Origin of the sequence: Natrinema ejinorense (assembly GCF_002494345.1) — an archaeon.
Taxonomy (GTDB): Archaea; Halobacteriota; Halobacteria; order Halobacteriales; family Natrialbaceae; genus Natrinema; species Natrinema longum.
The window spans coordinates 586288-610567 of record NZ_NXNI01000001.1 but is presented as its reverse complement, the minus strand read 5'-3'; the positions used below and the strand labels follow the sequence as shown (position 1 = coordinate 610567).

The 24280-nt window shown below is 65.2% G+C and carries 22 protein-coding genes; 7 read left to right on the top strand and 15 right to left on the bottom strand.

Features of this window, described 5'->3' with window-relative positions:
• Positions 1–116 precede the first annotated feature (116 nt).
• Positions 117–1520 (bottom strand): nucleotide sugar dehydrogenase, encoded by a 1404-nt coding sequence (locus CP557_RS03220; protein ID WP_097378579.1) that lies wholly within the window; start codon positions 1518–1520, stop codon positions 117–119.
• Between the two features lie 350 nt (positions 1521–1870).
• Between CP557_RS03220 and CP557_RS03215 the strand changes: the two genes are divergently transcribed.
• From CP557_RS03215 to glmS, 3 genes are all read left to right on the top strand, one after another.
• On the top strand, positions 1871–2518 hold the full coding sequence (locus CP557_RS03215) for a helix-turn-helix transcriptional regulator (RefSeq protein WP_097378578.1): 648 nt from the start codon (positions 1871–1873) through the stop codon (positions 2516–2518).
• 532 nt (positions 2519–3050) lie between these two features.
• Positions 3051–3194, top strand: coding sequence for a hypothetical protein (locus CP557_RS22400; RefSeq protein ID WP_169924331.1), 144 nt, complete (start codon positions 3051–3053; stop codon positions 3192–3194).
• On the top strand, positions 3194–5005 hold the full coding sequence (glmS, locus tag CP557_RS03210; RefSeq protein WP_097378577.1) for a glutamine--fructose-6-phosphate transaminase (isomerizing): 1812 nt from the start codon (positions 3194–3196) through the stop codon (positions 5003–5005). The genes CP557_RS22400 and glmS overlap by 1 nt, the downstream gene beginning before the upstream one ends.
• Positions 5006–5677: 672 nt before the next feature.
• On the opposite strand, the gene CP557_RS03205 is transcribed toward glmS, so the two are convergent.
• The gene (locus CP557_RS03205; RefSeq protein ID WP_097378576.1) at positions 5678–6622 is read right to left on the bottom strand and encodes a carboxypeptidase regulatory-like domain-containing protein; all 945 of its coding nucleotides are present in this window, start codon (positions 6620–6622) and stop codon (positions 5678–5680) included.
• A gap of 29 nt (positions 6623–6651) precedes the next feature.
• Positions 6652–6861: a hypothetical protein gene (locus tag CP557_RS03200; RefSeq protein WP_097378575.1), complete on the bottom strand. Its 210-nt coding sequence runs from the start codon at positions 6859–6861 to the stop codon at positions 6652–6654.
• A 560-nt stretch (positions 6862–7421) separates the two neighbouring features.
• Between CP557_RS03200 and CP557_RS03195 the strand changes: the two genes are divergently transcribed.
• The 3 genes from CP557_RS03195 (at position 7422) to CP557_RS03185 (ending at position 11654) form a co-directional block, all read left to right on the top strand.
• A complete protein-coding gene (locus CP557_RS03195; protein ID WP_097381509.1) occupies positions 7422–7883 on the top strand; it encodes an SPW repeat protein in 462 nt (153 codons plus the stop codon).
• Between the two features lie 189 nt (positions 7884–8072).
• Positions 8073–10937, top strand: coding sequence for a leucine--tRNA ligase (locus CP557_RS03190; RefSeq protein WP_097378574.1), 2865 nt, complete (start codon positions 8073–8075; stop codon positions 10935–10937).
• Positions 10938–11051: 114 nt separating this feature from the next.
• Entirely contained in the window at positions 11052–11654 is a 603-nt protein-coding gene (locus tag CP557_RS03185; RefSeq protein ID WP_097378573.1) for a DUF420 domain-containing protein, read from the top strand.
• 10 nt (positions 11655–11664) lie between these two features.
• On the opposite strand, the gene CP557_RS03180 is transcribed toward CP557_RS03185, so the two are convergent.
• The 12 genes from CP557_RS03180 to CP557_RS03125 form a co-directional block, all read right to left on the bottom strand.
• The gene (locus CP557_RS03180) at positions 11665–12807 is read right to left on the bottom strand and encodes a Gfo/Idh/MocA family protein (protein WP_097378572.1); all 1143 of its coding nucleotides are present in this window, start codon (positions 12805–12807) and stop codon (positions 11665–11667) included.
• A 112-nt stretch (positions 12808–12919) separates the two neighbouring features.
• Complete coding sequence (locus tag CP557_RS03175; protein WP_097378571.1) at positions 12920–13996, bottom strand: methionine synthase; 1077 nt, start codon at positions 13994–13996, stop codon at positions 12920–12922.
• The gene (locus tag CP557_RS03170; protein ID WP_097378570.1) at positions 13993–14997 is read right to left on the bottom strand and encodes a 5-methyltetrahydropteroyltriglutamate--homocysteine methyltransferase; all 1005 of its coding nucleotides are present in this window, start codon (positions 14995–14997) and stop codon (positions 13993–13995) included. The genes CP557_RS03175 and CP557_RS03170 overlap by 4 nt, the downstream gene beginning before the upstream one ends.
• Positions 14998–15221: 224 nt before the next feature.
• Positions 15222–16433 carry an outer membrane protein assembly factor BamB family protein gene (locus tag CP557_RS03165; protein ID WP_097378569.1) on the bottom strand — a complete coding sequence of 404 codons (1212 nt, stop codon included), beginning with the start codon at positions 16431–16433 and terminating at the stop codon, positions 15222–15224.
• Positions 16434–16502: 69 nt separating this feature from the next.
• Complete coding sequence (locus tag CP557_RS03160) at positions 16503–17075, bottom strand: HemK2/MTQ2 family protein methyltransferase (protein ID WP_097378568.1); 573 nt, start codon at positions 17073–17075, stop codon at positions 16503–16505.
• Positions 17076–18239 carry a mechanosensitive ion channel family protein gene (locus CP557_RS03155; RefSeq protein ID WP_097378567.1) on the bottom strand — a complete coding sequence of 388 codons (1164 nt, stop codon included), beginning with the start codon at positions 18237–18239 and terminating at the stop codon, positions 17076–17078. It lies immediately after the preceding gene.
• Positions 18240–18355: 116 nt separating this feature from the next.
• A complete protein-coding gene (locus tag CP557_RS03150) occupies positions 18356–19195 on the bottom strand; it encodes a 16S ribosomal RNA methyltransferase A (RefSeq protein WP_097378566.1) in 840 nt (279 codons plus the stop codon).
• A 139-nt stretch (positions 19196–19334) separates the two neighbouring features.
• Positions 19335–19931 carry a DUF655 domain-containing protein gene (locus CP557_RS03145; RefSeq protein ID WP_097378565.1) on the bottom strand — a complete coding sequence of 199 codons (597 nt, stop codon included), beginning with the start codon at positions 19929–19931 and terminating at the stop codon, positions 19335–19337.
• Positions 19932–20133: 202 nt separating this feature from the next.
• Positions 20134–20490, bottom strand: a complete 357-nt coding sequence (locus CP557_RS03140) for an RNA polymerase Rpb4 family protein (RefSeq protein ID WP_097378564.1) — start codon at positions 20488–20490, stop codon at positions 20134–20136.
• A 7-nt stretch (positions 20491–20497) separates the two neighbouring features.
• Complete coding sequence (locus CP557_RS03135) at positions 20498–20806, bottom strand: 50S ribosomal protein L21e (protein WP_006179483.1); 309 nt, start codon at positions 20804–20806, stop codon at positions 20498–20500.
• A 148-nt stretch (positions 20807–20954) separates the two neighbouring features.
• Positions 20955–22316, bottom strand: coding sequence for an MBL fold metallo-hydrolase (locus CP557_RS03130; RefSeq protein WP_097378563.1), 1362 nt, complete (start codon positions 22314–22316; stop codon positions 20955–20957).
• Positions 22317–22408: 92 nt separating this feature from the next.
• On the bottom strand, positions 22409–23404 hold the full coding sequence (locus CP557_RS03125) for a hypothetical protein (RefSeq protein ID WP_097378562.1): 996 nt from the start codon (positions 23402–23404) through the stop codon (positions 22409–22411).
• A 142-nt stretch (positions 23405–23546) separates the two neighbouring features.
• Here CP557_RS03125 and CP557_RS03120 point away from each other — a divergent pair, with 142 nt between their 5' ends.
• The gene (locus tag CP557_RS03120) at positions 23547–24224 is read left to right on the top strand and encodes an MBL fold metallo-hydrolase (protein ID WP_245852878.1); all 678 of its coding nucleotides are present in this window, start codon (positions 23547–23549) and stop codon (positions 24222–24224) included.
• Positions 24225–24280: the final 56 nt, after the last annotated feature.

Here is a 24280-nt window from a genome sequence, read left to right as displayed (position 1 = left end):
GTCGATCTACCTCCGCGATCGGCCGGCAGTTCGAGACGGAGACTGCTCCCGACGGTGATCGGCCCACCGCCCGGACGACTGGTTCATCGAAGACGGACCGCTGCTCTCGCATCGTATCACAACCTCCGGTAGACGAGTCCTGCATCGGCGGCGATGTCTTCGTCGACCGTGCCGGTCACGTCGATCAGTGCGGGATCGTCGGCGAGTTCGCCCGCCACCGCTTCGAGGTCGAGTTGTTCGAACTCCGCGTGCGGCGTCGCGAGCATGACGGCGTCGAAGCCCTCGAACGAGAGTCGCTCCTGAACTTCGATGCCGAACGACTCCCGGGCCGCATCGTCGTCCGCGAACGGGTCGAACCCCTCGACGTCGATGTCGTACTCCCGGAGTACGTCGATGACGTTGCCGATCTTCGAACTTCTGATGTCCCCGACGCCCGGTTTGTACGCCAGCCCCAACACCAGGACGCGACTGTCGCGGAGCGTCTTGTGACACTGGTTGAGCGCCTTGATCGTCTGCTCGGCGACGTGGTCGGGCACCGATTCGTTGACCTGCCGGCTCGTTTGCATGAGTTCGGGGTCGAACCCTTCCCGGGCCGATCGGTACGCGAAGAAGTACGGATCGACCGGAATGCAGTGGCCGCCGACCAGCCCCGGCCGATAGTCGTGGAAGTTCCACTTCGTGCCCGCGGCCTCGAGGACCGCCTGTCCGTCGACGTCCATGTTGTCGAGGGCCATCGAGAGCTCGTTAACGAACGCGATGTTGAGGTCCCGCTGGGCGTTCTCGACGACCTTGCAGGCTTCGGCGACCTCGATCGACGGAGCGCGATGGACGCCCGCGTCGACGACCGACTCGTACAGCGTCGCTACGTCCTCGAGGACCGACTCGTTCTGTGCGCTGACGACTTTGACGACGTCCTCGAGGCCGTGTTCCTCGTCGCCCGGCGTGGCCCGTTCCGGAGAGTACCCGACGAAGAAGTCCGTGCCAGCGGTCAGACCGGAGGCGTCTTCGAGTACCGGAACGAGCGTTTCGCGCGTCGTGCCCGGATAGACCGTCGACTCGAGGACGATCGTCGTCCCGGGATCCATCTTCGAACCGACGGTGGTCGCCGCGCTCTCGACGTAGCCGAGGTCCGGCCGATCGTCGTCGTCGATGGGCGTGGGAACGGCGATGATGACGTAGTCAGCCGCACCGATCTCGGTCGGGTCGGTGGTATACGAGATGTCACCGTCCTGGATCGCGTCGTCGGAGAGGTCGCCGGTCGTGTCGACACCCTTCTGGAGTCGATCCACCGTCACGCCGTCGACGTCGTAGCCGATGACGCGGTAGTTCGACCGGGCGAACCCGACTGCGAGCGGGAGGCCGACGTATCCCAGTCCGACGACACAGATCGTCGCCGCACGCGTCGACTGTGCGTTCGAGTGCTCGAGGGCGGTCCCGTCGTGACTACTCGATTTTCGTGCGTGCTGGTCGCTCTCCCGATCGTCGGCTTGCGTCTCCGTGTCGCTGATTATCGTGGTCATGGGTGATGCGTTGTCGCTGACCCGTCGCACAACCGCGTGCAACGGTGACTCCGGAATCCGTGCACCCGCAATTCGCGGGGCGTCCCGTAGAATCGACGAGTCGGTTGAGGGGGTTTACTATACCTCGAATAAACCAGTGTAGACGCGACAACGAGCGGGCGTCGACGGTCGGGAACGCTGCTGACGGATTGAGCGGACCGGGAGTCGCTCGTCCGAGCCCTTAAACCATTGTTAAACCCACCTGTATTGCTCTATAATGAAGGAGGCGTGGATCGGATATCCGATGCAGTCGGCGAGGTCACGACGCTCGTGACTCGGTCTCGCACCGACTGCAATCAGAACCGCGAATCATGGTGTCCACGCCCCAGATCGGAGTCAGAGCACGGTTCGCATCGATGCAGAGCAGCATCTCGATCGACATGGCTCCGGCTTCGATACAGCGGTACGACGTCCACGCGATCGCATCGGGACCGGCCGTTTCACAGATCGGCGACCGGTCCGGTGGATCGTTGTCTGGGGTACAACTGCTTCGAGTGACGTCAGTCTGGGAATGGGCCCTGATCGCGGTTCTCTTCCTGTTGATCACCGGACTCGTCGGTCTCCGCATGGCCGACGTGCTATCGGAGCGCGATATCGACGTTTCGTCGCTCGTGCTGGTGCCGGAGACGGGAGCTGACGAAGACGACTCGGGCCGCACACGAGCGAGCGACCGCGGGGCCTACGAGTCGTATCTCTCACCGGACACGCCGCCACAACTCCTGAGCGACGAAGGAAGAGTGGTCCGGCTCCTCGTCGCGAATCACGGCCAGATTCGTCAACATCGGATCACCGAAGAAACCGGTTGGTCGAAGTCGAAAGTGAGCCGGATCTGCTCGCAGATGCACGCCGACGGCACGATCGAGAAGCAATCCGTCGGTCGGGAGAACGTCATCACGCTGGCCGATCGACCGCCGAGTCGAGAAGGGGAGTCCGACGAAGTCGATAACCCCCTGCCGTAGGCACGTACCGGATCCCAGTTCTTACCCACCAGTCACCCCCTCCCCGTTTTCACCCACTAGTTACCCGCTCGAGGCCGATCAGACGTCCGGCTGCGACGACCCCCGTCTCGAACTCGAGACCGCACGTCCGAGCGACAGTTCGGAGCGGAGATGGGAGCCGTCACGGCGTCCAGCGGGTTCGTCAGGACACGATCCGATCGGTCGTTGCCGAACGATCGGCGGGAACATTCGAACCGGGTTACATACCGATCGCGAAGCCGTCGTGCGATCGGGTGTGCAGTGACGTTCAGTGGCTACTATCGGTACCGTTCCGATAGCCGGAACCGGACAACCCCCAGGGGACGTCGGGATTGCAACCCGGCTGAGACGAACAGAGACGGTTTCGAGGGCCGAATGGGGAATTAGACGGCCGATAGGGCCGGTCGTATTCGCAGTACTGACTTATTCGTGCTATAGTAATGGCCGCTGTCACACGTGGTGAGAGTGAAGCCCCGGCCGTCGCCGGTACTGGCGGACGGGGTCGGAACTACCCATGACACGAACCAGTACTGCAGTTCAGGCAGCGGTCTCGGATCGGCTCGAAACGACCGACGCGACCATCGTCACCCGCGTCGCACGGCGGTCGTCAGATGGGACACCGTGGTCGATGGCCGCTGCTCGGGAGGTGTTGGGCTGATGTGCGGTATCATCGCCCGTATCGGCCACGGAAGTGCGGCGGAGACGCTCCTCTCGGGTCTCGAGAACCTCGAGTACCGCGGCTACGACTCGGCGGGGATCGCCGTCCAGAACGGATCGGGTGTGAAAGTCCACAAGACGTCCGGCGAAGTGTCCGACCTCAAATCGTCGCTCGATAGCGACCCGCACGGAAACATGGGGATCGGCCACACCCGCTGGAGCACGCACGGGCCACCGACCGACGAGAACGCCCATCCGCATACGGACACGGCGGGTGACGTGGCGGTCGTCCACAACGGCGTCATCGACAACTACGACGAGCTCAGGACGGAGCTCACGGCGAGGGGCCACGAGTTCGAGAGCGACACCGACACGGAGGTCATCCCGCATCTCATCGACGAGTGCCTGGCGACGACCGACGATACCGAACAGGCGGTCCGCGAGGCCGTCGACACGCTCGAGGGGAGCTACGCGATCGCCGCGATCGTCGACGGCGAGGAGCGAGTCTACGCGGCGCGAAAGGGCTCTCCGCTGGTCCTCGGTCTCGACGAGGAGGAGTGGTACCTCGCCAGCGACGTGCCGGCGTTCCTCGATCACACCGACGAAGTGATCTACCTCGAGGACGGCGACCTCGTCGTTCTCGAACCCGACTCCTACCGGATCACCGACCTCGACGGGACGCCGATCGAACGGTCCGTCGACACCGTCGACTGGGACCCGGCGGACGCGGGGAAAGGCGAGTACGACCACTACATGCTCAAAGAGATCGAGACGCAGCCGACGGCCCTCTCGAACACGATCGAGGGTCGGATCGAGGACGGGGACGTCGCCTTCGAGGACCTCCCACCCGGCTCGTTCGACGGTATCGAGTCCGTCCAGTTCGTCGCCTGCGGGACGTCGTATCACGCGGCGATGTACGGCGGGCAGTTGATGCGGGAGGCGGGCGTGCGGGCCGACGTCCTCCGCGCGAGCGAGTACGAATCCACGTCCGGGCCGGTCGACGAGACCACGCTCGTCGTCGCGGTCACCCAGAGCGGCGAAACCGCCGACACGCTCGATGCGGTCCGGAAAGCGGCCGCACGCGGCGCGCGGACGCTCGCCGTCACCAACGTAGTCGGTTCGACGGCTGCACGCGAAGCCGACGACGCCGTCTACATCCGCGCCGGCCCGGAAGTCGGCGTCGCGGCGACGAAGACCTACTCCTCACAGGCGGTCACGCTCGCCCTGCTCACCCAGCGCATCGCCGGAGACGTTCCGGACGCGACTCCCGTCGCGGACCGATCGGCGATGCTCCAGGCGCTCGAGAATCTCCCACAACACGTCGAAGCCGTCCTCGAGACGGTGCGGGCGGAGACGCTCGCTCGGGAGATGTTCGACAGCAATTCGTACTTCTTCATCGGGCACGGGCTCGGGCATTCGGTGGCGCTCGAAGGCGCGTTGAAGTTCAAGGAGATCACCTACGAGCACGCGGAAGGGTTCGCCGCCGGGGAACTCAAACACGGCCCGCTCGCGCTCGTGACCGAGGAGACGCCCGTATTCGCGATCGCGACCGGCGGTGACGACGACGACAAGACGAAGACGAACGCGATCGAGGCTCAGTCCCGTGGTGCGCCGATCGTCGCCGTCGGACCGGACGAGCAGCCCCTCGTCGACATCGCCGACGCACACCTGTCGGTCCCCGAAACCCATCCCGTCTGGGCGGGTCTGCTCGCGAACGTCCAACTCCAGTTGCTCTCCTACTACGCCGCGAAGCAACTCGACCGCCCGATCGACAAACCGCGTAATCTCGCGAAGAGCGTCACGGTCGAATGATCGGCTCGGTTTTCAGGTAACGCCTTTTTGACGCGTCCGTTCGACACCGCCCGTCCGTTCTCGAACCGGTAGGGGGAGGACGGTACTGTGACCCGGCGAACAGTGATAGTCTGACCCGGCGAACGGTCAGTCAGAGCCCTCGAGAAGCGAGGGCATCGCAAGCGACCGGTCGCTCGTCCGTCCGAGCGACGCCGCACCGTTCTCGCTCGAGCGCGTCAGCGATCTCCGTAACCGCGCCGAGGCCGGCCTGTCACGCGCCGAGTACACGATGGCACACCGCTGGAGCGGTCGCGAGCAACGATCCTCGCGACCGTGCTATTCCGGTCACGGATGCTCCCTCGGGGCCGATAGGGGCACCCGTTTGCACTGCCGCTGCGATGCTTCCGACCAACGACGTCTAGATTCGGTCATCGACGGTCCCGATAGTGATCGGACGACGAACCGGAGGGCCGACGGAACGAGTGCCGCCTGGGCTTTGCGACGCTTCGAGACTCTGCTCGCGTTCGACCTCCGATCAGCGACCGAAGTGCCAAGCGATGCTCTGCCGGCACGAGAACGAGTCCGGAGGCGCATCGACGCTCGAGCAGGTGGTCGGTCGACGACCCAGAGGGAACGATCAACTCCGGGAACCGCGGAAAAAGAGCAGGAGAACGCGACCGGCCAGAACCGTCTCTAGCCGTCAGTCGTCTCGTACGTCACGGGCTGTCTCGTGTCGCCATCGACGTCGACGGTCTGTTCGTTCGACTCGTTCCCGTCTACGGTCACGGTGAAGGAGTACTCGCCGTTCTCGCGCTCGAAGTCGACCTCACCGTCCTGATCGACGGGTTTCTCCTCCTTTCCGCGAATGCCCCCCAGCGTTTCCCGCTCGAGTGCGACGGTCGCATTGTCGAGCGTGTCGCCGTTCTGGTCTTCCACGACGAACGTCACCGTGTTACCGTCGTCGCTCGAGTCGTTGCCCGCTTCCGCCTCGAGCCTCAGCGTGAGCGGCTCGTCGCCGCCGTCGATCTCGACGCTATCCTCCGCGGACTGGTATCCGTCCGCATTCGCGGAGACGCTGTAGGTACCGTTCTCGACCTCCCACTCGACCTCGCCGTCTCCGCTGGTCGTTTTCTCGTCGCCGAAGGACTCGTTGTGGCTGACGGTGGCCCCTTCGATCGTGTTGCCGTCCTGATCTTCGACGGTCACAGTCAGCGAGTGTGGTCCGTCGCCGCCGTCGCTGCTGTTTCCGTCGCCGCCGTCGCTGCTGTTTCCGTCGTCGCCGTCGCTGTCATCTCCGTCCGTATCGTCGCCGTCATCGTCGCTATCGCTGCCATCTCTGGCGTCAGCGGTGGCTCCATCGTCGCTATCGCTGCTCTCTCCGCTGGTATCATCGGTCTCGTTTCCGCTTCCAACGTCCGTAGCGTCGCCATCCGACGAATCAATACCGTCGTCAGCCGGTTGGTTCGAGCCGTCAAATCGGTCAGTGACCGACCCGATGGCGCTACCGACAGAGGCTCCGCTCGCAGCGAGAACCAGCCCCGCCAGGAGGAAGACGATGCCACTGACGGTGAGCAACACCTGAACGCTACGCTGAATCGATCGGGTCTTCGTCCGCTGTCCTTGGACATTACGACGCATGATTGAGAATTGTGAGTCGAAAATTGCTGTTACGTGCGCGCCGTCTCGTTTCCGTTCGATACCGCCGCTTTCGGTCGGGTCGTGATCGACTGGCTGTCAGTCTCTCCGTTCTCGGTCGTGAACGCTATCTCGTCCGGCGGCGCTCGAGCCAGGGCCTGCCCCGAGGTGCGCTGCCGGCCCCGCTGCCTGCAGCGACCGGTCGCCCAGGAGTTCGATCGATCACGTACGAGCGTTTTCATTACGAGATAGTTTCGCCGTTCGGCGTTCACTATACGGACGATAAAACCGTTTCAGCAGGGGAAACCGTCTGCCGCGGCGATCCGAGCACGAGAGCGGGAGAGCGCGCTCGGTATCCGTCGTTTATGACGGGAGAAACAGCGGGAACCACTCCTTGCGTGTGAAATCGACGACTCTCGAGGACGCTCCATCGGTGGGGCATCCCGAATCGAGAGGTGCTATTCGACGCCTCTCAGCCCGCGGATATCGACTGTCGGACACCGTGGGTGCCATCGCTGATGCGCGAGAGGAAGGGGCGACCCGCCCGCGGACGGCGAACGGCAGGGAGGCGGTCCCGGCAGGATACTCGGCTGTGCGAGCAGGCGTACGGTAATACTCGTTTACACTCTCTGACGGGGTCTCGCCAGTCGCCGATTGGGGATCGTAAAGACGGTTTTGGCCCCTCTCACCTGTCATTGACGGGTTCAGGAACGGGCTGTCTCGGAGCCGATTTTCCGGCGGCTAGGTGGAACAGTCGTCGCGCTTTATCAGCGCGATCGGAGTAGTGACGGTCGAGGACAGCATGAGCCAATCCACGACCAACGACCCGGCGACCGGTGAACCGCACGCTCGCGAGCAGGGCGAGCCGGCGGGGCAAAAGTGGCTGAGCGGCGTCGTCTCCCTGATCGGCCTGTGGCTGGCCGTCTCGCCGTTCATCTACGAGGCGGCACAGTCCATGCTGTGGAACAACCTGCTGATCGGCGGCGCGATTTTCCTGCTCGCGGGATACAACTACTATCGGATCACGAACGGGTATGCGACCAGTGCCGGCGTCATGTCCCTCGTCGCGCTGTTGGCGCTGTGGATGATGGTCTCGCAGTTCGCGATAGACGGCCAGTTCGCGATGGACGGCCTCGAGGCCGCCAGCCAGGGACTTGCCTGGAGTAACGTCGTGTCGGGACTTCTCGGCGCGGCGCTGTCGGCGTACATCGCCTACACTGCGGGCCGCGACGTGCCGCGAGGAACGGCTGCCGGAACGCGATAAGCCCGATCCGCGGAGGGTTCTTTGAATACCGCACGGCCGGTTCGTGACTGGGGTACGAACCACGTGTCGCTCGAGGCGGCATCGACCGGCAACCCGACGGTGCGTTCCGTAGGGAGCGGAGAATCACGTGGACGGCCGAACAATGATATAGCCGGCCCACAGAGTGGGACCCAACGGACCTCGCCGACAATGACGAGTCATTACGATCACGCGCAGATACAGGAGTTTTGGCAGTACGTCTGGGAGCGCGACGACGTCTACGAACTCGACGAGGACGCCGCCGATCCCACCTACGTCCTCGGGATGTTTCCCTACACGTCGGGCACGCTCCACATGGGGCACGTCCGCAACTACGCGATCACGGACGCCTACTCGCGCTATCGTCGCATGCAAGGCGACGACGTCCTCCACCCGATGGGGTGGGACGCGTTCGGGCTGCCGGCCGAGAACGCCGCCTTCGAGCGCAAAACCGACCCCGAGTCCTGGACGCAGGCGTGTATCCGGCGCATGCGCGAGGAACTCGAGACGATGGGCTTTGGCTACGACTGGTCTCGAGAGATCACGACCTGCGAGCCCGACTACTACCGGTGGAATCAGTGGCTGTTCAAGCGCCTCTACGAGGCGGGGCTCGTCGAGTACGAGGCGGCGGCGGTCAACTGGTGTCCCGACTGCGAGACGGTGCTGGCCGACGCCCAGGTCGTCGATCGCGAGGACGAGCGCAGCGAGTCCTCGGATCGGGCGAGCGGCGACGCCGCGAGCAGCGAGGACGAACAGGGAGCGTCCTCGGATGGGGAGAGCGGCGACGCCGCGAACAGCGACGGCGAACGGGTCTGCTGGCGGTGTGAGACGCCCGTCGGCCGGCGCGAACTCGACCAGTGGTTCTTCACGATCACCGACTACGCCGAGGAGCTCCACGACGGACTCGACGAACTCGAGGGCTGGCCCGATGGCGTCCGCGAGATCCAGCGCAACTGGATCGGCCGGCAGGAAGGAGCACGGATCACGTTCGAAGTGACCGGGGTCGGTGACGCTGCCGGTAGCGACGAGGGCGACCTCGTCGACGTGTTCAGCACCCGCCCGGAGACGATCTACGGCGCGACCTACCTCGCGGTGTCGCCGGGACACGAACTGGCTCGATCGCTGGCCAAGGGCGACGAGGAACGGACGGACAGCGGGTCCGCGGACGAGTCGAACGGGCCGGCGGCCCGCGAGACCGTCGCCGAGTACGTCGAGACGGTCCGCGAGCGGGATCCGGACGAGGTCGGTTTCTCGGGCGTCGAAACGGACGCGACCGCGATCCACCCGCTGACCGGCGAGGAACTGCCCGTCTACGTGGCCGGCTACGTGCTGGACGACGTCGGTACCGGTGCCGTGATGGGCGTTCCCGGCCACAACGAGCGCGACCACACGTTCGCACGCGAACACGGGCTGCCGATCGAGCGCGTGATCGTCCCCGAGGACGAATCCGTCGAGACCGACGTCGAACGCGAAGCCTACACCGGCGAGGGAATCCTCGAGAACAGCGGCGAGTACGACGGCCTCGAGAGCGAGACGGCCGGCGAACGGCTCGTGACAGCCCACGACGCGCTCGAGGACGACGTCACCTACCGGCTCCGGGACTGGCTGATCTCCCGGCAGCGCTACTGGGGGACGCCGATCCCGATGGTCCACTGTGAGGATTGCGGGCGCGTTCCGGTGCCGGACGAGGACCTCCCGGTCGAGCTTCCGGAGTTCGTCCGGACGACGGGGAACCCGCTGGACGCGGCCGAGGAGTGGAACCGAACGACCTGCCCCGAGTGTGGCGACCCGGCACGCCGCGAGACGGACACGATGGACACGTTCGTCGACTCCTCGTGGTACTACCTGCGCTTTCTCTCGCCCGACCTCGCGGACGCCCCCTTCGACACCGACCTCGCGAACGAGTGGCTCCCCATCGACGTCTACGTCGGCGGCGACGAACACGCCATCCTCCACCTGCTGTACACCCGGTTTTTCACGAAGGCACTGGCCGATCTCGACCTCCTCGAGCGACGGGAGCCCATTCGGGAGCTCATGAGCCAGGGGACGGTGCTCTACGATGGCGAGAAGATGTCCAGTTCCAGGGGGAACGTCGTCGCGCCCGAGGAGTACGGTGCGGAGACGACGCGGCTGTTCGTGCTTTCGGCGGCCCACCCCGAACAGGACTTCGAGTGGACCGCGAACAACGTTCGGGGCGCGTACGACCTCCAGCAAACCCTCTACCGGATGGCGACCGCCTTCGTCGAGGCGGGCGACGCCCGCCTCGAGCGGCGCGAGCACGACGACTACGTGGCCCGAGAGATCGACCGGACGATCGCTGCAGTTACCGACGAGTACGAGCGATTCCGCTTCCACCGCGCCGCGACCGAGATTCAGGAGCTCGCCCGCCTGCTCAGACGGTATCGCGAGTACGACCGGCCACAGGGAGAGCTCTACCGGCGCGGCCTGTTGACGCTCGCTGCGTTGATCGCCCCCATGGCACCCCATCTCGGCGAGGAACTCTGGAACAAACTCCGGGGTGAGGGCCTCGCCGTCGAAGCCGACTGGCCCGAACCCGACCGCGACGCCTCGGCCTACCAGCGCGAACGCCAACTCGTCGATCGGACCCTCGAGGACGTCCGGGATATCGTCGACGTGGCGGCGATCGACGAACCCGAGCGGATCGAACTGGTCGTCGCTCGCGAGTGGAAATACCGGGCCGCCGAACTGGTCGACGAGGCCGTCACCGCCGACGATGCCGACGGAGCCGGCACCGTCGACGTCGATGCGATCGTCGATCGCGTGCTCGCGGACGAGACGCTCGAGATCGATGCCGACCGGGCCGCTGTCGGGGCCTTCGTCGGCGAACTGGCGGCCCGCGATGGCGGGGACAGCGGGCACGCGCTCGCGGCGGATCGCGAACGTGCGATTCTCGACCGCGCGTCGTGGCTCGTCACCGACGAGTTCGGTGCCGAGGTGACGGTCCGCCGGGCGACCGACGACGGCGAGCAGGCGACCAAAGCCCGGCCCGGCAAACCCGCGATCCAGATCAGTTGACGCCGTCGGGCCCGTGTTCGACGACGGGATCGCTCGAGGAGTCACCGGTGGCGGATTCGGTTCTGCGGGTGTCGAACAGTAAGGATGATACGATGGTACTCCTAACGGCCGATAATGGCAACCGCTGACGCGAGACGGCGGCTTCGGGAGCGACCGGTGGGTACAACGATCGTCCTGACGATCGTCGGATACGCGCTGGTGCTGGGGACTTTCCTGCTCGACGTCCCGATCTATCCCGACCTGACGAACGCGCAGGTCAATCTGCTCTCACACGTGATCGCGGTCATCAACACGACCGCGACGGTCGTGTTGACACTGGGCTGGTACTGGATTCGCGCCGGCGAGGTCGAGAAACACCGGCTGGCGATGGTCAGCGGGTTCGTGTTGATCCTCGGATTCTTGGTCGTCTACCTGCTCAAGGTCGGCGGCGGCGGCACGAAGGAGTTCGTCGGACCTGACTCCGTCTACTACCCCTACCTCGTCATGCTGGCGATCCACATCATCCTCTCGATCGTCTCGGTCCCCGTCGTCCTCTATGCGCTGGTGCTGGGACTCACTCACACCCCTGCGGAGCTCCGGAACACCGCCCACGCGAGGGTCGGCCGGATCGCCGCCGGCGCGTGGATCCTGAGTCTCTTCCTCGGCGTCGTCACCTACGTCCTGCTCAACCACGTCTTCACCTACGAGTTCGCTTCGATGCTCGTGCCGGTCCTGTAACTCGGCGCGATCACTCGAGTCCGACCCACGTGCCCCGGTCGTCGCTGCGTTCGATCGCGTCGAGGACTCGCTGGGCGGCGAGTCCGTCCTCGAAGCTGGGTTCGAACGTTCGGTGCGTCTCCGACGCCCCGCTGGCGACCGCGCTGAGGAACTCGTAGTTCTCGTGGACGAACGTGTGCTCCCAGCCCAGCACGTGGCCCGGCGGCCACCAGTGGTCGACGTAGGGATCGTCTTCGTCGGTGACCAGGATCGTCTCGTAGCCCCGGTCGCCGTCGCGGTGGACCTCGAGTTCGTTGAGCCGCTCGAGGGAGAACCGCAGACTCCCCTCGGAGCCATGAATTTCGATCGTGTGGTCGTTCTTGTGGCCCGCAGCGACGCGGGAGGCCTCGAGGGTGCCCATAGCACCGTGTTCGAACGCGAGCTGTGCGGAGTAGGCGTCGTCGACGGTGACGGGACGCGTCTCGCCGTCGCTTCCCTCGACCGGTCGTTCGTCGACGAACGTCCGCAGGTGGCCGCTGACCCGTTGGATGTCGCCCGCGAGGTCGTCGGACCCGACGAGGAATCGCAGGAGGTCGACCGTGTGCGCGCCGAGGTCGCCCAGCGCGCCCGATCCGGCCAGCTCCTCGTCGTTTCGCCACGACCACGGCGCGTCGGGATCGACCAGCCAGTCCTGGAGGTAGCGCCCGCGAGCGTGGCGGATGGTACCGAGTTCGCCGGCCTCGAGAAACTCCTTTGCGTACTGGATCGCCGGCACGAATCGGTAGTTGAACGCACAGCCGGCGGGGACGTCGTCGCCGGCGTCGCGGGCGGCCGCGGCCATCGCCTCGGCCCCCTCGAGCGTCGGCGCGAGGGGCTTTTCGCAGAAGACAGGCGTTCCGGCCTCGAGGGCCGCGATCGACGGCTCGGCGTGGACGTGGTTCGGACCGAGATTGTAGAAGACATCGACGTCGTCGACGATGTCGGCCCAGTCGGTCGCGGTGGCGTCGAAGCCCAGACGATCGGCGGCATCCGAGAGCGCGTCTTCGTCCCGACCGACGAGCACGCTGCGTTCGACCGCGGGCGCGTCCGGGAAGAACATCGGGAGCCGCGCCAGTGCGTTCGCGTGTGCTTTCCCCATGAACCGATAGCCGAGAACGCCGACCTCGAGTGGCATGGACGGTCGTTCACCGGCCCCGCAGTTATCCCTTTGTGGTGCGTTCGTGTGAGCCGCGTTCGTGATCGGACGGCGAGAGCGAGAACGGGGTCGCGCCGCCGGCTCGAGCGGTTCAGTCGTCGGCCGGCGTCGGCGCACCGCGCTCGACGTCGATGTTGCCCGCATCGAGATCGGCTTCGACGTTGCGGGCCGCCTCCACCATGTTCGCCATCTTGCCGTAGGCGACCTCGCGGGGGAGCAGCTTCACGCCGCAATCCGGCGAGACGACCAGCTGTTCCGGCGGGACGACCTCGAGGCCCTTCTTGATGTTCTCCTCGATTTCGTCGACGGACTCGGCCTCGGCGACGTGGACGTCGGTGACGCCGAGCGCGAGGTCCTTCGTGAACTCGGGGTCTTTGAAGACGTCGAGCTGATCGTAGTCGCCGTTGGCGAGTTCGAGGTCGAACTCGTCGACGGGGAACTCCAGAATCTCGGGGTAGATCCGGGAGTAGTCGCCGTAACAGACGTGGAGACCGATGCGGACTTCCTCGGGGATGTCGGCGACGATGCGCTCTAAGGCCTCGCCGACGATCGCGTGGTCGTCGGGCGTGGTCGCGAGCGCGGGCTCGTCGATCTGGATATACCGTGCGCCGGCGTCGACGAGCTTCTCGATCTCCTCGTTGACGAGGTCCGCGAGGGCGTAGGCGAGTTCCCCGTCGTCCTCGTAGGCCTCGTTGAACGCCCAGCTCGCGAGCGTATACGGACCCGTGATCGGGACTTTTACGGGGCGGTCGGTGGCGCTGGCGGTGAATTTGTACTCGTCGACGAGCCAGCTATCGTCGTATTCGACCTCGCTGACGACGCTTGGCTTGTCGAAGTAGTTGTGGCCCCAGACCTTGACGGGACCGTTGAACTCGTAGCCCTCGATGCGGGCGGCGAAGAACTCGACCATCTCGTTGCGCCGCATCTCCCCGTCGACGACGGCGTCCAGGCCGGCGCGTTCGTGTTCGTTCGTAATGAGTCGGGCGGCGTCGTCTTTGGCCTCTTGCCAGTCGTCTTCGTCGAAGTCGTGATCGTCGTCCTGATAGAGCTCCTTCGCACGGTTGAGCCACTTGGGCTTCGGGTAGGAGCCGACGACGGTCGTCAGCAGGAAGTGGTCGTTCTCGTGGTCGTCCGGTCGGAACTGATCTTTGTTGTCGTTCGTGCTCATGCTGCTTTCACCTCCGCGAGTTCCGCGGCGTCCGCAAGGACCTCGAGTTTCTCCTGATACTTGTTGTAGGGCAGGTAGAACGTCTCGGTGTTGGTCGTCAGGTAGACCGTCTCGAACTCGGTGACGCCGAGTTGGCCTTCGACCCAGTCGACCCGGTCGCGGACCGCTTCCGGATCCTCGACGAGGGTACTCTGGCCGTCGGCGAGGCCGAGCGCGACGTCGTCGGTCGCGCCGTACTCCTGAATGTTGTAGAGGTTGTCGTCCTGGTTCGCGACGAAGTCGAAACCGACCGCGTCGATATCGGCGTCGAGCAGGTGTGCGTAGACCTTCTCCTCGAGTGCGCCCCAGTAGGGCTGGACGACCACGTCGGCGTCGGTCGCGCCCGCGACCCGATCGATCGCTTCGCTGGCACGCTCGTCTTCACCGTCGTCGGGTGCCGACTCGACCAGCGAGGGCTCGAGCAGGAACAGCGTTTCGTGCTCGGGGAAGGCGTCGACCTCGCCCGCGAGGAAGTCGGCGATCGCACCGAGGAAGTCGGCCTCGTCACCGTAGTGGTCGTCGGTGGCGAGGTCGGCGAGCGAGTAGGGACCGGGGAGGACGGCCTGCAGGTCGTCCCCGTCGGTCAGCGCCGTGGCGGCCTCGAGTTCCGCGGCGACGTCGCCCGTGGGCTCGAGGTCGTCGGTGACGACCGGCTCCCGATAGAAGTTGTTGTTGTCGTAGTAGCGGACGATGCCGTGGGTCTCGACGGCGTCGGCGACAGCGAGCGGGTGTGCGAGCATGTCGTCCCACCGCAGTTGGCCTTCGACGATGCGGTCGAGGCCGGCATCCTGCTGGACGGCGATCACGTCTTCGCGGGCTTCCTCGTAGGCCGCGGTAATCTCGTCGCTCTCATCGCCGCTGATGAGGTCGTGCTTCTGGTGGCCCTTGAGGTCCGAAAGGTCGTCTTTCGCCCAGTCCGGGAGCGGATACAGCCCCGGCGTGGTCGAAACGTACTCAGTCATCGTGTCCCCGGCTAGGCTATACCGACGCTTAATATTTTCCATCCGTACTAATACACTGCAGTAATGTTCCCGGGTAGGGATCGATTCCGAGAGGGGGGTTTGCGATGAATGTGAACGTACGTCACAGGCCGCCTCCGCCGCGATGACCCGGCAGAACGAAACGGAGGCGGATCGCTCTCGATCACTGACTCGACTCGAGTGGCTCGTGACTCGACGGTCTCCTATCAGTCCAGCGCCAGCAAGGCGTACGTCTCGTCGTCGACCTGTGCGACGACGTAGATCGTTCCGTCGTCGAGGACCGGTCCCGGTCCCACGCGACCCCCAAACTCGCGCTCGAACCGCACCGCGGGACCCCCGTCCGGACTGTCACCCGGCGTCGGGTCCAGCGCCTGGAGGCGGTCCCCGCCGACGAAGACGGTGTCGCGGCCGTACGCCGGCGCGGTGTGTCGCCAGTCTCCGATCTCGTGTTCCCAGGGCCGGTCGCCGGATTCGGTATCGACGGCGTGGAGTCCCTGCCCGTTCGCGACGAGTACGAGCCCGTCGGCCACCGCGATACCGCGGTCCGCCCAGCCGGTATCGACCGCCCAGTGTCGCGTCGGATCCGAGAGACCGTCGTCCATCAGTGCGTACGTAGTCCCGTTTCGGCAGTTGACGTAGACCGAGTCAGTGTCCGCGCTGGGCGGCGCCGTCGGCTCGGCAGGTAGTTGCCACCGACGTCCACCCATTCCCTCTCTGTCCAGCAAGTAACCCATCCCAGCCTGGGTGGCAACGACGAACCAGTATCCCATGAAAACGGCAGGGTGGTCGAGTACCTGTCCGAACACCTCTCGATCCCACCGAATCGCTCCATCGGCAGGATCGAGCGCGACGACGCGTTCACCCACACCACAGATCAGTTGCTCCCCGCTATGAGTCGCCGGCGTCGTCACCTGGCCGGGCCTCTCGAATCCTCGTTCCCACAGCCCCTCGCCCGTCTTAGCCTCGAGCGCGCGAATGGCGGTCCCGGTCGAAACGTAGGCGGCGTCGTTCCAGACCAGGGGCACCCGTTCGACGTCCTCGGCCGTCCACAGCTTCGACCCATCGGCGGCGTCGAGGACCCGGAGCGTGTCCACGTCGAGTTGATACACGCGACCGTCGGCGACGACCGGTGCCTGATACGCGGTCTGTGCGACCTCCACGCGCCAGCGCTCGGTAACGCCGTCGACCGGTGCCTCACCGTCGCCGACCGCGCGGGTGTTGGCCGCGTTGCAGCCGAACGTCGACCACTCACCGTTCGCCCCGCGGGCGCTGTCCTCGGGGTTCGGAAAGTCGTCGACGCCCGACGGCGGCGGCTCGTCGGGATCCCTGGCTCGCGAGAGCAGCGAACAGCCAGCGACGGCGACGCTCACACCGGTCGCGCCGACGCTCCTCAGCAGCGTTCGTCGGGTAGAGGGCATCACTCGATGCCTCTCACTCGTTCGAAAAGAACCTTCGGACGACGTATCCCGTCACCCGAATCTCGGCCGCTAGCGGAGCAACTCGAGCACCGTCAGCGTCTCGAAGGGGAACGACTCGTCGGCGACGGCCACGGCGCTGAATCCGCGTTCGCCGGCTTCTTCGACCACCTCGTCGACCCCCGTCAGGCTGCTGACGAGCAGGTAGACGCTGCCCTCGGGCGCGAGTACGCGGCCGACGTGCTCGAGGAAGGGATCGATGACGGCCCGGCCGTCCTCGCCGCCAGACAGCGCGTGCTCCATCCAGTCGTCCCACTCGTTTTCGGGATCGGTCGGCAGATACGGCGGGTTGAACACCACCGCGTCGAACGTCGCGTCCCGAAACGGCGAGACGAGATCCGCCCGCACCGTCTCGACGCCCGCCCCGCGGGCCTGGCGGACGGCATGGGGGTTCAGGTCCGAGGCGATCACGCGAGCGTCCGTCCGGTCGGCGATCCGGCCGGCGACGTAGCCCGAGCCGGTTCCGACCTCGAGGACGCGCTCGTCCCCCTCGAGGCGCTCGCAAGCCGCCTCGGCCAGCAGGTGTGAATCTTCGGCGGGTTGGTAGACGTCCGGTTCCTCGTCGCGTCGTTCCTCGAGTCCCATCTAGTTCTCCTCCGGTGTCGTCATTCGGTGTTCCGTACCGCCGGCGTTCCGGTCGTCCGACGGCGGACTGCGGTCCTCGTCGGCGATCCGGAAGCCGCCGGTTTCGGCCCGATCGGACAGCTCGCGCTGCGGGAACGGGATCTTGATGCCCTCGTCCTCGAACGCCCGCTTGACCGCGTCGATCGCGGCGGTTCTGGCCTTCCAGTAGCGTCTGGCGCTCGGTTTGTCGATCCAGAAGCGAACGCCCAGCAAGACCGCCGAGTCACCGAAGGACTTGCCGACCACCTGTGGCGACGGTGCGGAGAGGGCCTCGTCGACCTCGTCGATGGCCGTTTCCGCGAGTTCCGCCGCGCGATCGACATCCGTCCCGTAGTCGACCCCGACCTCGACCTCGAGTCGCAGGCGACCCCGTTTCGAGCGGTTCGTCACCATGCTCGAGGCGATGACGTCGTTGGGGATCATGATGTACTCGCCGTCGAACGAGCGGACGCGAGTGTTGACGATCGAGATGTCCGTGACGATGCCCTCGTTGTCGTCGACCTCGATCCAGTCGCCGATCTCGAAGGGGCGGGCGAACATGAGGACGAAGCCGGCGAGCATCGTCCCCAGCGTCTGGCGGGCGGCCATCCCCAGCACGATCCCGAGGAAGCCGGCCCCGACGAGCAGGCTGCCCAGATCCTCGATCCAGATCCCCAGGATGACCACGACCGAAACGGACCAGATGATCACCTGCGACAGCCGCTGGGTGACCTGGCGCTGATGTTCGGTGACGGCCGCCGTCGAATCCATCACCTCCGTGATGATTCGGCGAACGAACCGCCTGACGATAACCGTCACGACGACCAGTATGAACGAAAAGACCGCGCGCGGAACGGCATCCCTGTTCAGATCGAGTCCGGCGTAGAACTGCTGGATTTCGTCCGTCCGTCCCCAGATCCCCGTCACGACGGCGGCGCTCAGCAGACACGCACCAACGAGGACCGCCACCGCAACGATGTCGGCGTACAGCGGCCGCACACGGTCGGCCACCCACTCGTGAAGCCGCCGGTAGGAGAGCAAGACGACGACGACGAGCCCGACCGCCATGAACGACACCGCGAGCTTGTGGGCCGCCGTCGGAGCCACCTCCGACAGCCAGTCCAGCCCCGTCAGTAGTCCGGACATGCGTTCGTCTCTGAGCCCCTCGGCCGTGCAGCTTTGAGTATCCGTTGGTTGTGTCGCTGCCCGGCACGCGCGACCGCGGCTCGAACGCCAGTCAGCCGAGTACCTCGAGTCGCGGGTCAGGAGTCGTCGGGATCACCGACTTCCCAGGCGAGCTGTGCCAGGGCGGCGAACTCGGAGGGGGCCATCGCGCCGGCTCGCTTCCGGAGCACCGCCTCGTCCGCCGCGTCGACGACCGCCTCCGGCTCCGCGAGTCCGGAGATGTGGGCCGTGTTCCGGATCGCGTTCCGGATCGTCTTCCGGCGCTGGGTGAACAGCGCCTTGACGAACCGCAGGAAGAAGTCCTCGTCGGCGACCGTGTAGTCGGGCTCGCGTGGCACCGCTCGAATCACCGCGCTCTGGACCGCCGGCGGCGGCGAAAACGCCTCTTTCGGGATCGATTCGACGAGTTCGATCTCCGCGTAGTGCTGGCTCGAGACCGAGAGCCGGCCGTACTCCGAGGTGTTCGGCTCGGCGACCATCCGCTCTGCGAACTCCTGTTGGAACATCAAGACTAGCGGCTTCTTCTCGGGAAAGAGTCGAAAGGCGATCTCGCTCGAGACGCCGTAGGGGAGGTTCGACACGGATGCCGTGAAATCGGGCAACTCGACCTCGAGGGCGTCGCCCTCGACGACGGTCAACTCGCCGGCGTCGATCTCCGCGGCGAACTCCTCGCGGAGGAACGCGGCGAGGTCGCGGTCCCGCTCGACGACCGTGACCTCGTCGCCGACCGCGAGCAGCCGATCGGTCAGCGCGCCCGTTCCGCCGCCGACCTCGAGGAGGTGGCTCGTGTCGGCGTCGATCTCCTCGAGGTAGGTCGGCAACCGATCGAGCACGCGGTCGTCGACGAGGAAGTGCTGGTCGCGATCCGGATCGCCGCGGACGCCGGCCCGGGCGATCAGTCCGTCTGGATCTCTCATTGCCGAGGATTTGGCCGGGGTGCGTGTAAACGCACCGTCTCGTGCGCTCGATGTCCCTCGCCGGGCCCTCGAGGACGCCTCTCAGGGCTCCGTTTCGACGACGCCTCCCCACCGCTCGACGGCCGGACTATCGTGATCGCTACTGGTTCTGTTCCTGTTCGCGTCGCCCGACGAACGTCTGGTACTTGAGGTCGTCGTCGCGAAGCTCCTCGAGGATCCGATCGACGAGGATCTGGTCGGGGTCGTGGAGCCCGGAGACCCGCTCGGAGAGTTCCTCGAAGCTCTCGAAGGGTTTGCGCTTTCGCTCGTCCAAGATGCCGTTCCGGAGTTTCTTCCCGATCCCCGGCAGCAGGTTCAGTTGGTGGAGCCGCAGCGTGATCGGCTGGGCATCGTTGTAGAAGTCGACGAACCGCTCTTCGTGCTCCTCGACGAGATCTTCGACGACGTACTCGAGTTCCGACTGCGCGCCCGAGGAGAGATCGTCGTACTCGACGCGGTGGCACTCGGTGACGATATCCCGTTCGGCCGACGGCTCGACGACGACCTCGCTGCCGATGGTCAGGCGCTCTTCCTCGTCGAACGCGACCTGATAGAGCTGGAAATCCTCGATGCCGACAGCGTAGCCTGCCGGTGACTTCGCGTACTGTGGTCGGCTGTCGTCGGACAGCCCGTGTGCGAGATAATCCAACACGACCGCGCGTCGAACGTCCGTCTCGTCGCCATCGGCTTCGCTCATTACGTCCCGATACGGCAACGGCGTACTTAAAGAGTCGCCCCGCTCTCAGGGGACCGAACAGACGCCAGTGGGGCGTCGACGAGCAGTTCCCCTGCATCGCGTCGAATCGGCCCGGTCGATCGTCTCGTACGGACGCAGTCGGTGTCGGCCCAGCGGCGACCCGCCCTGCGGGTGTGCCGGGACCCAGCGACGGCAGCCCGTCTCAGGCGTACTGTGCGACGACGTTGAGAATCTCGTCGAGTTCGTCTCCCGACAGCGAGTAGCGCTGCTGTGCGTAGACCGACCGAAGCTCGTCCCGGTCCCGCGGCAGGAGGTTGGCGATCTTGTAGGCCGTCGCTTCGTCGACCTTCTCGAGCGCCAGCAGGTCGTCGACGAGCGCCTGGGCCTCCTCGGGCTCGAGGACGGCGAACCGATTGGCGTGTTCGATCGCTCGCGCGAGCTCGTAGCGCAACTCGCGATCCTCGTCCATCGCGCGTTCGGCTTCGATGTCGGCGAGCAGCTCCTTCGTTTCCGAGACCGTCAGGAACTCCTCGTCGACGATCTCTTTGAAGATCGTCATCCTGCGGTTAGATCCGGCTCTTTTCCTGATTCTGTGCGCGCATGTGGGCCGCGGCGACGAGCAGGGTCTTGTCCTTGCCGCCGTCGTTGATCGCGACCTTGAAGACGCTGCCCTGTTTGCCGACGACTTCGCCGGTGCGACCGTCGAATCGTGGGTGGAAGCGACCGTCCGCAACGCTTGGGTCGATCTTCAGATGGACTTTCTCACCCTCCTCGTACTCCTGAATCGCACGCTGTGGCGGCGAGGTACCGCGGTCTCGAGGATCGTTCGCGAGCTTCTTCCGGGTTCCCTGACGAGGGCCATTAGATTTCGGCATAGTCGTACGACCGCTTTGTCCGGTGACGGTTATAAAACACACGTATTCCACCCACCGGTTTTCACGGGCTCTTCGGGCGGCAGTGTCGCCCTCGAATCTGCCACAAAACCCGTCCAGCGGGGGCGACGATGCTCGGCCCGCGGCCTGCTCAGGCGTGCAGGAAGCTCATCGAGTAGAACAGCGACCGCTCGTAGACGTCGGGTTCGATCGAAAAGCCGAGATGGGACCCGATGTAGGCGTTGTTGAAGTGGGCGTACCGCGGCCCCTTCAGGATTCGCAGCGTCAGTCGGGGATCCATTTCCATTCGAACCCGTCGGCGATCGGTTCGGTCCGGTAGCCCGTCGACGATCTCGTGGCCGCCGCCGTCCGCCGTAAATCGCATGTAGTGGTCGTCGACCAGCGAGAGGAGGACTTCCGTTTCCGACTCGAACCCGATCCCGCGGCGCTTGGCGTCGAAGTTCTCGTAGGCCGTCGGGACGTACTCCTCGAACGACTCGAGCGTCGGCATCGGATCCGACTCGTAGGTAAACTCCCGGTCTGCGAGCTCGGTTTCGATGTATTCCCGGCGCTGCTCCTGATCGACGGGCGAGAACGGCGCGGACTGCTCGCCCGTGGCGACGTCGAACCACTCCCCGCTGTTGAGGAGGATACACTCCGAGCCGTCGGCGACCCGCTCGTCGTCCTCGAAGTAGTCTCGCGCCTCCGATCGCGTCGACCGCGCGACGTACTCGTTCAGGTCCGCGAGATCGCCCGCGAGCGTGTAGCTGCCGGCGAAGGGCATGTAGTAGTCGGGCTCGAGGAGCTCGAGGAAGCCGACGGCGTTTTCCAGCGACTGGAGCCGGCGGTCCTCGCGTTCCGCGAGCAGTTTTTCGTGGGAGTAGTCGATCCGGCCCTGGGGATACCCCCCCGCGAAGGTGTACTGCAGCATGGCCAGATCGATCTCGCCGTACTGCTCTTTGACGCGGCCGGCAGCGTGCTGGGACATCGGCCAGCGACAGTCGTTTAGATTGAGCACGGTGTGCTCGCCGTCGTCGAAGACCGCCATGGAATCGATCTGCGTCGAGCCGTCGATCCCCTGCGTGCTGGCGTCTTCGGCCATCCACGGGCAGGCGAAGTGATTGCCACACACCGCCGGGTCGCAGTCGTCCGACGCGAGCACGTTCACGGACAGGTCGTCGCCGAGGTGAATCCGCTCGTCGTGGGGCAGTTCGCGGACGTCGAATCCGGCGGCCTCGACGTTGTGTCTGAGGAAGTCCCAGTTGTAGTCGTGGATGAGGACGGGAACCTCGGAGTCGAGTCGCTCGAACGTCTCGCGGTGGCAGTGGTCGGGGTGAATGTGGGAGACGTAGATGTAGTCGACGTCGTTGAAATCTTCGGGCTCGAACTCGACGGGCGGGTAGTGTGCCCAGGCACCGTAGAACGCGCCGTCGAGGATCCAGGGGTCACAGAGGACGGCGGTCTCTCCTGATTCGACGAGGACCGTCGACGACTTGACGTGTCGAACACGCATGTTCGGAGCCACGATAATAGCAGATATATGTTCTCTCGAGAATTACGCAGCGTGAGAACGGTTCAGTTTCGGTCGCCGACGATGAGGCGTGCTTACTTTTTCCCCTCGCTTGCGATGTGGTACTGCAACACCGTCTCGTATCCCTCGAGATACGCCCCGATATCGACGCTCTCGATCTCGGACTCGAGCCGGCTGGCTTCCTCGTATTCAGTTTGCCAGCGCTCCAGGAAGTAGTCCTCGACGCCGGATTCGCTGATGGCCTCGACGACAGGGGAGACGGCTTCGTCGGTCGGAGTCCGTCGAATCCGCCGTACCTGCTTGTCGGAGATAATATCGGCCTCGAGCGCGTGGACGACGACTCCGGCGCTACAGTCTCCCTCGGCGAGTTCCCGCTTCCAGGTCGAGATCCAGTTGCCGATCCGGGCCATCCGCTGGCCCCGATCGCAAACCTCCCGCAGCTTCGATAGCTCCGTCGAGTCGAACGACCGGGCGTTCGCGAAGTCGATGTCGGCACAGACGAGTATCAGCATGTTGTGCACGTCGTGTTGCCAGAGCTCGTGTTCGGAGACGAGGTCGGGAGACTGGTTCGCGAGATACGAGTACTCGATCGCCCGCAGGGCCTGCTTGAGATCGAACGCCAGGAGGTCCGCGAACTCCGCCGATCGGGGACCGGCGTCGTATATCGTCGAGAACCGTTCCCAGACGTCCTGCAGGTAGCGGACGACGGCACCGTCGACGGCGGGTCGGTCAGGGTGGGAGCGTCGATGATCGAACGGGATCGCAGCCAGTTCGTCGAACGTCGCCCGATCCCCGTGTCGTTCGGCGACGTCGTCGGCCACGACGATGAATATCGACGCGAGCAGTTTCGCGTCGTGAACCGCGCGCTCGCGATCGACATCGACACAGGAGAGTCGAACCGACGGAAACAGGTATGCGAGCCAGTGCCAGATGAACCGATCCCTGTCACCGACGATATCGTCGTATGCGTCGATCAGTGGATCGATCGTCTCGGAAAGTTCCTGTTCTCGGACCCGGGCAAGCGACTCGTCGGTAGCCTCGAGGGCTGCGAACTGACGCTCAGTTCTCATCAACGTACTTTTACTATTCCTTTGTAATAAACCGTTGGTAATTATTATATATAGTCCTAGATGAGTATCAGTACACGGTTTCAGCTGCGGACGACGACCGGGATACCCAAACCCTTCGTGAATGGCAGGGAATGGGCGTCATATGCAGGAAGACGCCGGCGTTCACGTGCTGCCGATTCCGGTCGAGTACGGCGGCAAGCAGTTGACGGTAACGCCGACGATCGTCGAAAGCGACCGTGGACTCGTACTGCTCGACGTCGGTCCCCCGGGTGCCGTCGACGGGCTCGAGACGCACCTCCGGGCCCTCGAGTACGACCTCGATGACATCTGGCTGGTCCTCCTGACCCACCACGACGGGGATCACGCCGGCGGGCTCGCGGAACTGCTCGAGCGAGTCGACGCGGTCGTCGCGACCCACCGCGAGGAAGCGCCGTACGTGTCGGGCGAGCGGGAGCCGATCAAAAGCGAGGGGAGCCGGTATCCACCCGTCGATATCGATATCGAACTCACCGATGGCGTTCGATTCCCGACGGTCGCAGGGCCGATGGCGGTCGTCGCCACGCCGGGCCACGCGCCCGGCCACGTCTCGCTGTATTTCCCGACGGGAAAGCTGCTCGTCGCCGGCGATGCGCTCGTCGCGGACGGGGAGAAACCGCTCGAGGGACCGAAACCACGCTTCACGCCGGAGATGGAACGCGCGGTCGACTCCGTCGACACTCTGGCAGCACTCGAAATCGAGCACACCGTGTGCTATCACGGCGGCTACGTGGATCGCGGGACCGAGCGGATTCGGGAGCTTCACGAGCAGTTGCGAGCTTAACTCGAGGCAGTCGGGCACACCGGTTTCGCCGTCGTGGATCGCGACCGTGCGTTCCA